This window comes from Streptomyces sp. NPDC059455, assembly GCF_042750115.1.
GTDB classification, from domain to species: domain Bacteria; phylum Actinomycetota; class Actinomycetes; order Streptomycetales; family Streptomycetaceae; genus Streptomyces; species Streptomyces endocoffeicus.
Genome location: NZ_JBHYVB010000022.1, coordinates 23685 through 38587 on the forward strand (window position 1 = coordinate 23685; position 14903 = coordinate 38587).

Genomic DNA, 14903 nt, shown 5'->3' on the forward strand with positions numbered 1-14903 from the left:
TCCGCCGTACGTGATGCCGCTGACCAGCACAAACGCGGAAGCTCCGGCTGGACGACTAGACTGGCCGCCGCACTGTAGGCGCGACTCAAGGAGACACGGGACCGTGACGGCCATCGTCGACGAGCTCACGTGGCGCGGGCTGATCGCCCATGCCACTGACGAGGACGCATTGCGCAAGGCTCTCGCGGACGGCCCTGTCACGTTCTATTGCGGCTTCGACCCGACCGCGGCCAGCCTGCACGTCGGCCACCTGGTGCAGGTGCTCACCCTCCGCCGACTCCAGCAGGCCGGGCACCGACCGCTGGCGCTCGTGGGCGGAGCGACCGGCCACATCGGCGATCCTCGGCCGACCGCCGAGCGCACCCTGAACGACCCGGAGACGATCGCCGAGTGGGTGACCCGACTGCGGGCGCAGATCGAGCCGTACCTCTCCTTCGAGGGCGACAACGCGGCGACCATGGTCAACAACCTGGACTGGACCGGGGGCATGACCGTGATCGAGTTCCTGCGGGATATCGGCAAGCACTTCCGGGTGAACAAGATGCTCACCAAGGACTCGGTCGCCCGGCGCCTGGCGTCCGACGAGGGCATCAGCTTTACGGAGTTCAGCTACCAGTTGCTTCAGGGGATGGACTTCCTGGAGCTGTACCGGCGGTATGGCTGCACCCTCCAGACGGGCGGCAGCGACCAGTGGGGCAACCTCACGGCCGGTTTGGACCTGATCCACCGCCTGGAGCCGCACGCCGAGGTGCACGCGCTCGCGACGCCGCTGATGACGAAGGCGGACGGCACCAAGTTCGGCAAGACCGAGACGGGCACGCTCTGGCTCGACCCGGAGATGACCACTCCGTACGCGTTCTACCAGTTCTGGCTGAACACGGATGACCAGGACATCTCGCGGTACATGCGCATCCTCTCCTTCAAGTCCCGCGACGAGCTGGAGGAGCTCGAAAAGGTGACCGAGGAGCGGCCGCAAGCCCGTACCGCGCAGCGTGCGCTCGCCGAGGAGCTGACCACGCTGGTGCACGGCGCCGACCAGTGTGCCGCCGTGATCGCAGCGTCAAAGGCGCTGTTCGGGCAGGGCGAGCTCGCCGAACTCGACGAGGCAACGCTGGCCGCCGCGATCTCCGAGCTCCCGAACGCCAAGGTGAGCGAGCTCGGCCAGGTCACTGACCTGTTCGCTGAGGTCGGCCTGGCGCCGAGCAAGTCGGCCGCCCGCCGCACTGTGAAAGAGGGTGGCGCCTACGTGAACAACGTCAAGGTGACTGCCGAGGATGCCGTGGTCGCGGCCGACGAGCTCCTTCACGGACGCTGGCTGGTGCTGCGCAGGGGCAAGAAGAATCTGGCGGCCATCGAGGTCACCGGAACCTGAAGCAGACCGGGAGACGGCAGCTCAGCCATGAGCCGGGGGAGTGCCTCCGGCTCACGGAGCCAAGTGGCAGGAGCAAGGCACTGTAGAAGTTCAGTGGATAGTGGTGGCCAGCAGCTTGGGCAGGTCGCGCATCTCGTCGAACAGCGTGGTGCCTGGTCCTTCCAGCCGCGAGGCCGGAGTGAGGCCGCCGCAGTAGCCGAAAGTCCGCATACCGGCGGCACGGGCTGCCTGAACCCCGTACGCGCTGTCCTCGATCACCACGCACCGCCCGGGTTCTACACCCATGGATCGCGCAGCGTGCAGGAAGAGGTCGGGGGCGGGCTTGCCTCGGGCGACATCGGCTGCGCTGAAGATGCGCCCCTCGAAGTGGTCTCTCAGACCGGCGATCTCCAGGTTTCTCCTGAGGCTCGCGTGACCAGTGTTCGATGCAACGCAAACGGGCATCGCAAGGCTGTTCAGGGCTTCTACGACGCCATCGACAGCGGTCAAGTCAGCTTCGAGGGCCGCCTGGTAGAGATGCTCGTATTGCCGCAGCCAGTTCTTCTCCAGGCGGCGTCCAAGCCGTTCCTCCACGGCAGCCGTGTAGACCTCGGTGGAGGAGCCGACGAACTTCTCGATGATCTCCTCCTCGGTGAACGCGCACCCCAGGTCAGCCGTGATCATCGCGTCTACTTTGACGCATATCCGCTCGCTGTCCACCAGTACGCCATCACAATCGAAGATCGCCAGATCGACAGGACTCCGCGTCATGGTCGGCAGTGTAGACCTGCGGTGACCAACACCCGTGCCGCGTATGGTCGTCGTCGGGTTCGCCACTTCTTCAATGTCTGCCATTGGTAGCGCTCGACCGACTGGCTGGCAGCGGGCGGTATCGCGCACGTGGTCCTCGCGTCCGGCAAAGCCGCCGTGATGGTCACCGCACGCCAGAGTAGCTTCGTCGCTGGCTGGGGCGGGGGGTACTTCATTGCGCTGGGGTGGGGACGGTGGAGGCGTGGCTGCCGAAGGCGAGGGTGGCCAGCGTCAAGGTGCGCAATTGGCTGGAGGTGGCGGTCCAGGCTGTCCACTGGTGCGCGAAGGGTTCTTCCGCGACGGGAAGACTGGCGTCGGGGGCCGCGCGGTGGGCGAGTGTACGCAAGGTGAGGTCGTGGCGGGGATAGAGAGCGAAATCGCCCAGGTAGTCGGCTGCTGCTACGGCGGCGGTCCAACTGTCGACTTTGTGAATGCCGCTCAGTGCGGTGACCAGAGCGTGGCCCCGGAGTTGTCTCCAAGCGGTGGCATGGAGCAGGTAGGCATGGGCGGCCGATCGTAGGCTTGCCTGGAGGGTGGCGATTTTGGCCCTGTGGAAGGCGTGGTCGGGCAGGCCGAGCATCCTCTTCGGGGTAGGGGCGAGGTGGAGGGCTCCGTATGGGCTCTCGAAGACAGGCCCATAGAGGGTGCACCAACGGTGGTAGAGCCTGCGACTGGTGCCGGGAGGGAGCTGTCGCTGTCGCAGTATCGCCACGCACAGGGCGTCCCATAGCGAGGGGTTCGAGATGCGCACGATTGTTCCTAAGGGGGCCAGCGCATCGGCGAGCTGGTGTGGCACGGCCGGGGGAAGCTGGTTGTGATGGGTGTACGTGAGGTCGGGGAGGCTTCCGTCGCCGGCCATGGGCATGAAGTCAAGGGCTTGCCCGTCCCAGGAGGCTAGCCAGGTGCCGCCCTGTTCGTTGGACAGCAGCCGGTAGCAGCGGGACTCGGTGTCGGTCCAGCCAGGGTGGTCGGTGCACAAGCTCGCGTGAGCCAAGGTGTTTCCTGTCTGATGGTGATGGCGGGATACAGAGATGTGTGGAGCGGGGGCTCGTGTGCCGAGGGACCCGAGCTGAGATGGGGCGTGGCAACCCCCCGGACGGTGTGGGTGCTTGAGAGGGCCGGTCAGGCCGCGAGTGCCAGCTGCCAGGTGTGATTGAGGATCTGGATGAACTCCTGGGTGTTCACCGTGGCCACCAGGACGTCGTGGTCGGACCAGTCCACGTCGATGACCTTGACGTCTGTGATCGCTGGGAGGAGGGGCTTGCTGGCGTAGATGCGGTCGACGCGCTGTCGGCCTCCCTGCCAGTCCACGCCGCAGGTGGGGGCCAGGGCCTGGCGCCGGGCGGCGCCGTTGGTGTGAACGGCATGCCGGGCGATGTCTTCCAGGCCCGCGGTCCGCAGGATCCGATCGGGATAACTGTCCGCGATACGGCGTCCGTGGGCGTCGAGCACGCTGCGGTGGGCTATGTGCGGCTCGTCATCGATCTCGCTCCAGTCCGGCAGCTGGACGTGATCCAGACCCGGTTCGGGATAGGAGTTCCAGTCTCCGCCGCCGATCATGTACACCGGCGTCTTCCGCCGGTCGCGATCGTAGGCGCGTGAGGCGCCCGGGACTGTGGCCGCTTTGTCGTTGAGCATGGTCCACCGCTCCGCTTCCAGCCGACGCCTGGCCGGGGAGCTGTAGCTGGCGTGCACGGAGGAGGCGATGAACGGCACCGCGCAGTCGTCGATTTTCAGCGAGAGAGTGGTGGGCGGTTGGTTCCATACCGCTTTGTCGCGCCATTCGCCGACGCAGCGGAACCGCGACTGGTCAACGAATATGCCGGTGAGCTGCTTGATTTTCCTCTTCTTGGGGCCGATCCAGCCGCGCAGGCCGAGGGCGTCTTCGTCCTCGTAGAGGAGCTTGCGGTTGTTGGCGAGGGCTTTGTCGCATTCCTGCCGCAGCAGGATGCCGGGGCCGATGTCCGTGATGGTGGCGTGCATGGCCCGGCGGCGACCGGGGTCTCCCACGCCGTTGCCCTCGAAGTTGCAGCTGGCGATGAGGAAGGTGTCGTTGCCACTATCATCGGCGGATTTCGTTACGGGCATGACCAGTGGTTCTCCTGAAGAGGATGACGGGGGCGGGTCAGATGAGTCCCTTGCGTAGCGCGAAGGCCACGGCGTGGGATCGGCTGCGCAGGTGGTGCCGGGTGATGAAGGCATGCAGCACGTTCTTGATCGTGCGTTGTGAAAAGCTCAGCTTGAGGGCGATCTCCGGGGTGTCGTAGCCCTCGGCGCCCAGCCGCAGGACGTCGATTTCTCTCTCAGCCACTCGCCCGATCCCCAGACTCTGTTCCCTTTCGTGGAGTTGGCCGAGCAAGTGGAGCAGGCGTGTCTGGAGGTCCGGCGGGAGGTGGCCGTCTCCTGTAGCCACGGTCTGGATCAGGCGGACGAGCCGATCGCTGTCGACGCTCGCGCGCCACATGATCCCGGCGGCACCGCATTCGGCGGCCAGCGACAGTTGATGGTCCAGCAGACGGGAGACCAGCAGGACGAGCCGCGATGAGCCGCTGTGCTGCGCGGTGCGTAGCAGCTGGTACCCGGCCGGATCGGAGACGTCCGCTGTCACCACGGTCACGGCTGGATCGTCGGCACCGTCGTACAGGAGTATCTCCGGCCGCGGGCGCAGCAGACTGATCACCCCGGCTTCGGAGAGGGGGTCATCGGCGCACACCTGGACAGTGATGCGGTCGGTCATCCTTGGGGATCCATCGACGTAGCCGGACGGGTGGATTGGGGCGGTTCGGTGTCGCTCAGGGCAGGGCGGAGCAGAAGAGCTGTGCGACGCGGGCAGGCCTGAGGTCCTGGACACGCCAGTAGGCGGCCTGGCAGGCCGCGTGGTAGGCAGCAGGGTCGGCGAGCAGTCCGTCGGTGAGGAACAGCAACGAGTTCGGCCCGTGCATGACGTCGGCGAGCAGCCGGCGGGGACCGTGCTGGAGAGGCAGGAGCAGGTCGGACAGGATGCCGGTGTTGTAGGCGATGACCGGTGTGCCCTGGCTGAGGGCTTCCAGAGCGGTCATGCTACTGGTGGGGCGACGGCACGGGATGATCACTGCGGCAGCGTCGGCCAGCCAGCCGGCTACTTCTGCCCAGCCGGGCACCGGCGCGAGTGTGATATTCGGTGCCCGGTCGGCGAGTATCTGGCACTGCTGCCGCAAGGTCCGCCCACCGCGTAGGTCGTCGGGCCCGGGAGGAGCGAGGGCGACCTCCACATGGCGATGCCATGCTCGGGCGGCTGCGATCAGCTCGAGGACACCCACGTCCTGGCCGACCCGGGCCAGCACCCGCACCGGGGCTTCAGCCTTCCGTGCAACCGGGGCTGGGACGCCGGGATTGTGGAGTGGGGCGTTGGGGACGACGCGCCATCTATGGGTGGGCCAGGCCGCGGTGGTGGCCTGTCGCAGGACGGCGTCGCAGGAGGTGATGACGGTGTCCGTATACGCCAGAGCCGGTGGCATGTCCTGCTCGTGCGGGAGCGCGGGCACCACAAGCACACGCTGGACGCCGTAGGGAAGATCAATTGGCAGGCGACCCAGACCCCACAAAGCACCTACGGACACGACGGTCTCGACCCGACGTCGGACGATCAGGTCGCTCAGGGACCGCTGGACTTTTGCCTCAGTGGTGATGAGGGCCTCACGCAGCGCCTGTGAAGTGCAGGGCAGGGCGAGGGGCAGGTCGAACTGCTCGACGGGGACGCCGGGCAGTCCGGTGCCGTCATGCTGTTCGGTGGCCGTGGCGATGGCCACCTGGTGCCCGGCCGCCGCCAGTGCGGTGGCGAGTGAAGAGATGGATCGATCTGTTCCAGTTACTGCGTCTATGCGCCAGGATGCACGGACGAGGAGGATGGAGCATCGCTGCGTGTGGTGCTGTGTGGTCATGGCAGGGCCCTTTGGGGAGTCCAGGACTGAGTGAGAGGCGAGTTGGTAAGGCGGCGGATACCGAGTGCGCCAGATCATGGGTGAAGGGCCGATGCAGCCACAGTGGGCAGTGCCGCCGGGCGTCAGTGCCTCGGCAGTGTCAGCGTCACTGGGTCTTCCTCACCGACATCTCTTACGGTGGAGGCTCTCGCCCCGTCTCCGTATACCGGATGCCCGCGAGCAGCAGCGGGCCGCCACTTTCTGCCTCTGGTCTATGGGCGAGGGACTTCCTCTCCGCGGGTACGTTCGCGATGCGGGCTGAAGTTGCGTGGGTGGGCAGGGTTGAGGAACCACGTGCGGGCCGAGACGAGCCACCAGGTGCCGCAGAAGGCCATGACGATGCCGACTGCGATCGGCGCGTAGTTGAAGGTGTCCGCGGTGACCGGTGAGCTCTGCGGCAGCATGAACAGCACCGTGATCACCAGGACCCAGGCGACGGCGATCGTGCCGACGATGGTTGACCAGGAGCCAAGGTGCCAGGGCCCCCGCTCGAACCGGCTCCCCTGCCGCAGCCGGAGGAAGGTGGGGATGACGTAGGCGAGGTAGAGGCCGATGGTGGCGATGGAGGTGACCGCGGCGTAGGCGGTGCTGTTCCACAGGTAGGGCAGGCCGAGGACGAAGGCGCCGCCGGTGGCGAGCCAGACGGCATTGGTGGGAGTCCGGCTGGCCGGGTTGAGTCTGTGCCACGTCGTGGAGAAGGGCAGGGCTCCGTCGCGGGAGAAGGCGTAGATCATCCGGGAGTTCGCGGTGACGGATGCCATGCCGCAGAAGAGCTGGGCGACGATGACGATGAGCAGCATCCACTTGCCGGCCGCCGAGCCGAGGGCGTCCATGAGGATCTGCGCCGGTGGCACTCCCGTGTCCGATTCGAGGGCACCGGTGTAGGACTGGATGGCGTAGGTGAAGCCGAAGAGGAGGACCAATCCGGCCGCGAGGGAGACGAGGATCGAGCGGACGATGCCCTTGGGCCCGGCGATGGAGGCGTCGATGGTCTCCTCGGTCATGTGGGCAGAGGCGTCGTAGCCGGTGAAGGTGTACTGCGCCATCAGCAGCCCGATGAGCACCACGTAGCCGCTGGAGCTGAAGCCGGTGTTGTTGACGAACTCGCCGAAGACGAATCGGGTCGACTGGTGGTGGTCAGGGATGAGCACCAGGGCACCGCAGATAACAGCGACGCCGAGGATGTGCCACCAGATGGAGGCTTCGTTGAGGAGGGCGACAATGCGCACACCGAAGGTGTTCAGGACGCCGTGGAGGGTCAGGATGGCGCCGAACAGCGTGATGGTGTGACCCGGCGTGGCGTCGTATCCGAATTCGAGATCGAGTAAGGCATTGAGGAAGTTGGCGGCACCGAAGTCGATGCCGGCAGTGACCGCGATCTGGCCGAGGGTGTTGAACCAGCCGGTGAACCACGCCCACGCTGCTGCGGAGCGCTTGGGGGCCATGCGGTGCGCCCAGAAGTACAGGCCTGCGCTGGTGGGGTAGGAGGAGCAGACCTCGGCCATCGACAGGCCGACGAAGAGCGTCATCAGGCCGACGAACAGCCAGCCCCACATGATCACTGCGGGTCCACCGGTGTTCATGCCGTAGCCGTAGAGCGTCATGCAGCCGGACAGGATGGAGATGATCGTGAAGCTGACGCCGAAGTTGGCGCGGCCGGACATCGAGCGGGACAGCGTCTGCTGGTAGCCGAGCTGCTTGAGGCGTTCCTCGTCGGAGACACGGGAGACATCAAGAGGCACAGGTATTCCGCCCTTCTTACGTCGGTCGGGTGGTTGTGGGTGCTCAGCGGTGTCGGCGCCGCGGTGGGCTGTAGGCCCAGGCACGGTGCCGCAGGAACAGTTCGCGGGCCTGACCGCAGTAGGACCAGGGAACGTCCGTGGCGTACGGGCCGATGGCGTCGAACACCTCCAGGGCCTCGATGTGGCGGTTCGCGAACGACAGGGCGTGGGCGAGGTAGTTGGCGTCATCGGCGAAACACGCATGGGGGCTCGGCGCGCGATAGCGCCACCAGCGCTCCAGCACGCGGTTGATATGCGGACAGTCGATCCAGGGATGGATCGTCAGGCCGTAGGACTTCTGGTCCTGCTCCTGGCGGGCCCGGTGTGTTTCCGCCAGGACGACGAGTGGCAAGACCGCCAGGGGCAACCCATTGGGGGCAGCGGATGCCTGCTCCTCGGCCCACCAGGCCGCCTCTCCCGGCCCGCCGTGATAGCGAGGGAACAGGTAGGTGACCACCTCATGATGGGCTTCGCGGTTCCAGGGGTCACGCTGCTTGATCTCCTCCCACACGTGGCTGAGTGCCTTCCGGTCGGGAGCGTGGGTGCGCAGCAGCGCGAGCATGACCACCAGCGGTGCCACATCCTGCGGCCACACCTTGAGAGCGGCGCGGCAGGTGGACCAGGCATCCTCCATCAGTGCCCGGCCGGCACTGCGTCCGGCGATCATCGCGCGCAGGGCCTGCACGTTCGCGAGGAGAGCGAGGGCGTGATGGGAGCGCGGCTCGGCCTTCGCCCAGGTGTCGGCGAACCTGAGCCGCACCCCCACCTCGGCGAGGACCTGGAGACGGAAGATCCGGCGGTCCCAGTCCGCGCCCGTCGCGGCCAGCAGATCCCGGGCGCCTTCCCAACGCCCCATCGCCGCGTCGTCCACCACGGACCGCAACGCTGCGTCGTCACGAGCCGGATGCTGGTTGAGGGCCGCGCTCTGTGCCTGTCCACGCCGCGCCATCACTCGGCCCGCCAGACCATCCGCGGTTCGCCGTGCCAGAAGCCAAAGGACACGTACAGGACCTCGCCCTCGGGGCAGGTCAGCGAGAGCTGACGTATCCGTACCAGCTTCCTGGCCTCGGCAACCATCGCCCCTCGCGTGGGCACCTTCACAGCGAATCCTCCCCCTTATGAGCGTGAGTTATGGTCGATAGGCGATAGCGTAAAAAAGCCACAGACGCGGCGGCCACAATGAAGGCCGAGTACCAGAAGAGGGAGAGGAAGGCCATCAGAACCTCGAACGCAACGGATAGGGAGAGGGTTGAGAAGGCCGTCGGGACGCTGCGGGGCTTCGGGACGGGGGAGCCGAAGACCCCTAATTCGCAGATCGCCCCGACGGCCGGTCCAGATACTTGTGCAGTGGCGTCATGCTGAGCAAGCGAGGTGCGGTGGATGTCAGGTGTTAAGTGAGTGCTCAGAGGGCCAGAAGGAAGGTTTCACAGATGATTCCGCCGGTCTGGAAGTTGTTCCCGCCTAGGGTTGCTCATTTGAGGTAGGTCCCGTGACCCGTTCGTGGTGACCTTTTGACCGATTCCGCCGTACAGCCATACGCGCTTGAGTTCCTCGTCGCCGATCGCGTCGTCGGGATTCCAAAGTGGAACCTGCACTAGCCCAGGCTCGATCAGAGTGAACCCCGAGAACAGGGCCTCGATTTCTTGATGCGAACGCATCGTGACGCCAGCGGTAGCCTGGTACTCGTCATACACGGCTGCACCGCGAGCAGCCTTGTCACCCTGAAGGTCATCCGTGGCATGCGACAGGGCCAGGAAACTTCTGAGGGGCAATCCATTTCTGAGGGTGGCGATAATGTTGGCGACGTCCTCCTCGTCCGCGATGAAATGCACGATCGCAGACAGCACGAGCGCGATGGGTTGCCCCCAGTCAAAGATGTCCTGTGACCGCGCCATGCGGATGATTCCTTGCGGGTCCCGCAGATCACCCAGAGCATAGTCGACCTGATTAGGGTTGTTGCCCACAAGTAGCGCTTGCGCGTAGGTGAGCACGATCGGATCGTTGTCGATGTAGAGGACCCGAGCATCACTGGCTACTGATTGTGCTACCTGGTGGAGATTGGGTTCGGTGGGGAGACCGGTTCCCAGATCGAGAAACTGGCGGACCCCCATCTCTGCCAGATGGCACACCGCCCGTCTCATCCACGCGCGGTTGGCTCGCGCGCTATCGATGGCCTCCGGTACTCGCCGGACTACTTCCTCCGCTGCAATTCGGTCGACGTGGTAATGGTTCTTCCCGCCGAGAAAGTAGTCGTACATCCGTGCCGGGTGCGGCCTATCGGTGCGCACCTCCGTACCGGCCCAGCCGACCTCGCCCCAAACCCGGCTCCCCAAATGGCCTGCCACTGCGGACGGCGGCCGGTCAGGCTCCTGCGCGTTCGAACCCACAACGGACGGTACTCTCCTGGTTCGGGGTTCGTCAGGACAGCTAGTCATGAGAAGTGGCTCCATGTTGTTCAGCGGCATGGGATGCACTGTGAAGTCGGCGGGCCGGCCCAGCCGAGGTACCCGGCTGTAACCGGCGCAGTGCTCAGCCGTAAGGAGGAGCAACCGGTCGCCGGTCACGAGGCCCAACTCAACGATGAGGCTCAAGTCGCCCATTGCGTATGAGCGTTTATGACAGAGTCGGTTAAGGTCAGTAGCAGCCACGCAAGGACGAGGCAGGGATGGACATGCGCGGGGCCAGCTCCCGGAGCTGCTCGGGGTGCGGCACAGACCTCAGCCGCTACAACCCATCTGGGCTGTGCGCCAGTTGTAGGCGGTCTTCGCCCAAGCTGTCTGCGAACTTCTGGGCCAGTGATGCCATGCGCGAAGCCCTGGGCCGGTGGGACGTTGGTGCTCTGGTCCTCGCCTATCGGAGACATACGGGCGTTTCACAATCTGCTGTCGCTGCCCTTGTCAGCATCGACCAGGCAGAGGTAAGCCGTCTGGAGCGGGGCCGTAAGACAGTCCGTGACCGGCGGCAGGTGATGACCTGGACACGGGCTCTGGGCGTGCCTGACGCCATGGTTCCGGATCTCCCGATTGGCGACGCAATCAAGGGCCCGGAATCGGTAATCGCTTCCCTGACAGGGCCACATGCATATGCGATTAACGCGCCGGTCCCCTCAGCCAATCTAGAGGATCTAGACCTCCTTGTCATAGAATTGCAGCAGCAGGACAACCAATTTGGAGGAGATGCGCTCATCGCCGCGGCTGAGCGTCGGCTACATGAAATTGTGGCAGTGCTGTCAGCCGGCGGTACAGCGCATGAGAAGCCTCTCCAAAATGCCGTAGCCCAACTGGCGCAGATGGTGGGATGGTTATCGCTGGATGCCGGTCGGCCGGCAGAATCCCGTAGGAATCTCACCACGGCTCTGTACGCTGCCCACATAAGCGAGGACCCTGGTCTCGCCAGCAGCGTTCTTGGGTATATGAGTCTGACAGCTCTCTACCATGGGAGTCCTGTCGAGGCGCTCGCCCTGGCTCGAACTGCCTATGATTCCAGTTCTGCTACGGGGCGAACGGGCGCGATGCTCGCCACTCGTATGGCTCGCGCTCTCGCTGAGAATGGTCAAAAGGTCGAGACGCGGGCAATGCTCCGTGTTGCGGAAGGTGCTTTCGGTCGTACAGGGGCACAGTCCGATTCACCTGTGTGGCTGGCCTATTTCAATGAAGGGGAACTATTGGCGCAGCAAGGAACCTGTTTGATGAAGAGTGGCGCTCTCGAAGAAGCGCGTGCCTGTTTGGGCGGTGCCCTTGAGTATCTACGCGCGAGCGGGACACAGAATCTTCGCGACCAAGTTCACTACCTGATCCGACTGGCAGATATCGGGTTAATGGCCGGTGACCTCGACGAATCCTGTGCTCAGGCCGGAAGAGCACTCACTCTCAATGAGCAGATTTCCTCGACGCGGATGACGAAGAACATCACCGACTTCATGGCCAAGCTGCGGCTGCACGGATCCACGCGGCCTGTTCAGCAGTTGCTTGGCAGGGTCGCAGAGTCAGGGATCACTCGCTGAGTTTCGTCAGCGGTCCGCTGGCTTCACCGGCATTGGTACCCAGGACTGCGTCAAGCACCGCTTGGGTGTCTGCAAGGTCAGGAAGAACTATGTCCGCTCCTCCGCGGTGAAGTTCATCAGCTGACACCGACCCGGTCGCTACGGCGACAACTCGCGCATCTCCTGCCTTAGCGGTCGCGATGTCCATCAAGGTGTCGCCCACTATCACGGTCTCAGTAGCGGAAAAGTCCCGACGGTAGTGCAGTTGGGCGCGTTTCCAGGCGCACGGCAGCAGTGCCACCCGCTCCTCAGCGTCATCCCCGTAGGCCCCAGCGTCTAGATCGAGATGCTCACCCAGCCCGAAGACGCTCAGCTTGAGCTCGGCGAGAATTCGCATGTTCCCGGTAAGGACCGATTGCCGAACACCGGGTACTCGGCTCAAGGTGTCGAGTGCTTCTGGAACCCCTGGCAGAACGTGGCCGCGGACAGCTAGTAGGTCTGCTCGTGCCTCAAGCTCCTCAGCAACAGCCGTGATGAAGGTGGTGAGGGTGCCCGGGTCTGGATCGATGTCGTGCAGACGGAGGGTCTCCGAGGCGATGAGCAGATCCGTTTTACCTGTCATGTCGGCCATGCGTGACATGGGGCGCCCCGTCACTCGGGCGAAGGCGCTGCTGTAGGCGTCACGGCTCACTCCGCCGCCGTCGAGCAAGGTGTGGTCGATGTCCCAGAGGATCAGGCGTGCGCACTCGTCGAACTGCATACCGCCACCCATGCGTCGTTGGCCACCAGGTCAAGTGCAGGCTACCCACGCCGTCCAGCACGCATGGGAGGCGACGCCGACCCTGTGGCCATCAGGGCTGTCGAATCGGCCCTTGCTCGGGACCCTTCGCGGAGCGCGCTCGCCGACGCTTGCGACGGCTGTGGCGTCAACTGCTGGAGCGGTCTGCTTGGAAGGGCAGGCGCTCGAGGCGTTGTGCCGTGTAGGAGGCCGTATAGCCGGCGAAGAGGTGATACAGGAGGGGAGAGAACTCTTCTCGCACCGTGCCGTGCACCGGCAGGACCGCATCGGCGTGCGCGATCAGGTCCGTTTCGTTTCCGTCGACGACGGCGATGACATGCCGTCCGAGCCGGGATGCCTGCTCCGCGAGTCGCGTGGCTCGCTGCTGGGAACGTCCTGGTGGGGCGATGATGAACACGGGCATGTCGACCGGATAGGCGAACCGCTCCACATGGCTCCACTCCTCCAGGTCCTGGCCCGCCGCGAACACTCCCGCCGCTTCGACCAGTTTCGCCGCGCCGTACTGTGCCGTCCCATGATTCGGGCCGCTTCCCACCATGGTCACCACCGGCGCTTTGGCGATCACCTCGGCAAGCCGCGCACACCGTTCTTTGATGGCTTTGGTGGTCGCGTCCATGGTGTCGGCGAGCCCGGAGAGTTCCCGGCGCAGGCTGGCCGCCGCTGCTTCAGAGGAGTCGGCTCGGCGGGCTTCGGCCAGTTGGAGGGCGATGAGCAGCATGCCCAAGACGCTGGTCTGGTAGGTGCGGATCCCGGGCGAGCGCTCGGGGTGCTCCAGGTCGACCAGGAGGAAGCGGTCGGCCGCCCAGGTGACGGCGCTGCCGGGAGTGCCGGTCAGGGCCACGGTGAGCGCGCCGTCGGCCTTGGCGCGCTCGATGGCCTGGACGACTCCCTTGGTGCCGCCCGAGGCGGATGTGGCGATGACCAGGGTGCGGCCTTCACCGGTGCGGCGGCCGAGGGGAGGACTGTAGCGGAGGAATCGCCATGCGCTCAGCGGCTCACAGGTGACCTCGGCGAAGGTCTCGAAGGCCATCTCCGCGGCGCAGGCGGCGTGTGGGAGTCCCCGCTCCCGGTGAGGATCACCGTGTCGATCGATTCCCACTCGGCAGGGGAGAGCAGCCTGCTGACCCGGTTGGTGAACAGGTCCGTGCGGGTGCGCAGGTCGGTGGACAGGGCTTCGACCTGCCGGACCATGACCTCGGGCTGAAAGGGCTCCATGGCCCCGCGTCCTTCCTCTAGCTGCGGGTGGTGGCCGGCACGGCGCATCACCGCTCCAGCGCTCGCACGATGTCGACGTACCGTTTCACTCGGTCGATATCGATCTGTCCGCCCCAGCCTCCGCGCTCCAGGCATGTGCCCACGAACGCGCCGTCTGCCGCCGCCATCAGTCGGGCGGCGTTGTCGTGGTTGGTGTGTCCGGCCAGAAAGACCGGAACGTCGGGAACGGCTCGGCGTACCGAAGCGATCATCTCCAGTGCGGTGTTCTCGTCCGAATGGCACAGTGATACGGCGTCGGCGCCCACGTAGCGCGCTGCCCGCGCGACCTCCGCGGTGGTCTTCTCCTCGCCGAACCATCGGAAGTGCATGGAGTCCACTTCGGCGATGATCTTGATCCCCATGGAGTTGATCTTGCCGCGGTACTCCATCACCCCGAGGGGATCGGCCTGCACCATGCCATGGGTGGTGAGCGTGGCCCCGACGACCGCCCCGGCCCGGATATAGGTGCCACCGGCTACCTTCGCCACCGCCAGTGATGCCTTCAGCGCGTTGCGCATCAACTGCACACCGACCTGGAACTCCGGTCCGGTGGCCTGCACCACGGCACGGACGATCAAGCTCATGGCGGCTGTCCGGGCGGGATCCGACTCGTCTTCGACGCTGTAGACGCGGTCGACGGTCTGTATCAGACATCCGTCGGCGCCACCTTCGTGGAGAGCCCTGGCCGAACTCACCGCGGTCTCCAGGATCTTCTCCAGGCTGCCCTCTTCGTAAAACGGTGTGCCGGGCAATGGCCGCAGATGGACCATGCCCAGTACGGACTTCCGCGTGCCGAGCGCGGTGAACTCGGGCATAGGTCCCTCCCGCACAGTTGGCTTGATCAACCGGCAAGTCCGGCCCTGCGTGGCAGGTCCGGTGTCGCGGCGGCGCCGCGAACTGTTCCCTGCGGCTACTGGGGAGGTCTCCCCGCGAATCTTCCCCGCGAACCCTCATCACCCGCAAGCCC

15 protein-coding genes are annotated in these 14903 nt (G+C 65.4%); 2 read left to right on the forward strand and 13 right to left on the reverse strand.

What is annotated here, in order from left to right:
* The first annotated feature begins 103 nt into the window (after positions 1-103).
* On the forward strand, positions 104-1372 hold the full coding sequence (gene tyrS, locus ACFXB5_RS10610) for a tyrosine--tRNA ligase (protein ID WP_385205094.1): 1269 nt from the start codon (positions 104-106) through the stop codon (positions 1370-1372).
* Between the two features lie 90 nt (positions 1373-1462).
* Here tyrS and ACFXB5_RS10615 read toward each other — a convergent pair whose 3' ends face one another.
* The 9 genes from ACFXB5_RS10615 to ACFXB5_RS10655 all read right to left on the reverse strand — a co-directional run bounded on the left by ACFXB5_RS10615 (position 1463) and on the right by ACFXB5_RS10655 (position 10288).
* A complete protein-coding gene (locus ACFXB5_RS10615; protein ID WP_385205097.1) occupies positions 1463-2122 on the reverse strand; it encodes an HAD family hydrolase in 660 nt (219 codons plus the stop codon).
* 211 nt (positions 2123-2333) lie between these two features.
* Positions 2334-3155, reverse strand: a complete 822-nt coding sequence (locus tag ACFXB5_RS10620; protein ID WP_385205100.1) for a hypothetical protein — start codon at positions 3153-3155, stop codon at positions 2334-2336.
* 128 nt (positions 3156-3283) lie between these two features.
* Positions 3284-4249 (reverse strand): endonuclease/exonuclease/phosphatase family protein, encoded by a 966-nt coding sequence (locus ACFXB5_RS10625; protein WP_385205103.1) that lies wholly within the window; start codon positions 4247-4249, stop codon positions 3284-3286.
* 37 nt (positions 4250-4286) lie between these two features.
* The gene (locus ACFXB5_RS10630; RefSeq protein ID WP_385205105.1) at positions 4287-4898 is read right to left on the reverse strand and encodes a LuxR C-terminal-related transcriptional regulator; all 612 of its coding nucleotides are present in this window, start codon (positions 4896-4898) and stop codon (positions 4287-4289) included.
* A 55-nt stretch (positions 4899-4953) separates the two neighbouring features.
* Positions 4954-6081: a glycosyltransferase gene (locus ACFXB5_RS10635; RefSeq protein ID WP_385205108.1), complete on the reverse strand. Its 1128-nt coding sequence runs from the start codon at positions 6079-6081 to the stop codon at positions 4954-4956.
* Positions 6082-6332: 251 nt separating this feature from the next.
* Positions 6333-7862 (reverse strand): amino acid permease, encoded by a 1530-nt coding sequence (locus tag ACFXB5_RS10640; RefSeq protein WP_385205111.1) that lies wholly within the window; start codon positions 7860-7862, stop codon positions 6333-6335.
* 43 nt (positions 7863-7905) lie between these two features.
* The gene (locus ACFXB5_RS10645) at positions 7906-8850 is read right to left on the reverse strand and encodes a hypothetical protein (RefSeq protein WP_385205114.1); all 945 of its coding nucleotides are present in this window, start codon (positions 8848-8850) and stop codon (positions 7906-7908) included.
* On the reverse strand, positions 8850-9002 hold the full coding sequence (locus tag ACFXB5_RS10650) for a hypothetical protein (protein ID WP_385205117.1): 153 nt from the start codon (positions 9000-9002) through the stop codon (positions 8850-8852). The genes ACFXB5_RS10645 and ACFXB5_RS10650 overlap by 1 nt, the downstream gene beginning before the upstream one ends.
* 323 nt (positions 9003-9325) lie before the next feature.
* On the reverse strand, positions 9326-10288 hold the full coding sequence (locus ACFXB5_RS10655; protein WP_385205120.1) for an SAM-dependent methyltransferase: 963 nt from the start codon (positions 10286-10288) through the stop codon (positions 9326-9328).
* Positions 10289-10704: 416 nt separating this feature from the next.
* Between ACFXB5_RS10655 and ACFXB5_RS10660 the strand changes: the two genes are divergently transcribed.
* Entirely contained in the window at positions 10705-11904 is a 1200-nt protein-coding gene (locus tag ACFXB5_RS10660) for a helix-turn-helix domain-containing protein (RefSeq protein ID WP_385205122.1), read from the forward strand.
* Here ACFXB5_RS10660 and ACFXB5_RS10665 read toward each other — a convergent pair.
* From ACFXB5_RS10665 to ACFXB5_RS10680, 4 genes are all read right to left on the reverse strand, one after another.
* A complete protein-coding gene (locus ACFXB5_RS10665) occupies positions 11894-12643 on the reverse strand; it encodes an HAD family hydrolase (RefSeq protein WP_385205124.1) in 750 nt (249 codons plus the stop codon). The two genes, ACFXB5_RS10660 and ACFXB5_RS10665, sit on opposite strands and share 11 nt — an antisense overlap.
* A gap of 166 nt (positions 12644-12809) precedes the next feature.
* Positions 12810-13712, reverse strand: a complete 903-nt coding sequence (locus ACFXB5_RS10670) for an SIS domain-containing protein (RefSeq protein ID WP_385205127.1) — start codon at positions 13710-13712, stop codon at positions 12810-12812.
* Positions 13670-13897 (reverse strand): hypothetical protein, encoded by a 228-nt coding sequence (locus ACFXB5_RS10675; protein WP_385205130.1) that lies wholly within the window; start codon positions 13895-13897, stop codon positions 13670-13672. Before ACFXB5_RS10675 ends, ACFXB5_RS10670 begins: the two co-directional genes overlap by 43 nt.
* A 47-nt stretch (positions 13898-13944) precedes the next feature.
* The gene (locus ACFXB5_RS10680; RefSeq protein ID WP_385205133.1) at positions 13945-14751 is read right to left on the reverse strand and encodes a BtpA/SgcQ family protein; all 807 of its coding nucleotides are present in this window, start codon (positions 14749-14751) and stop codon (positions 13945-13947) included.
* Positions 14752-14903: the final 152 nt, after the last annotated feature.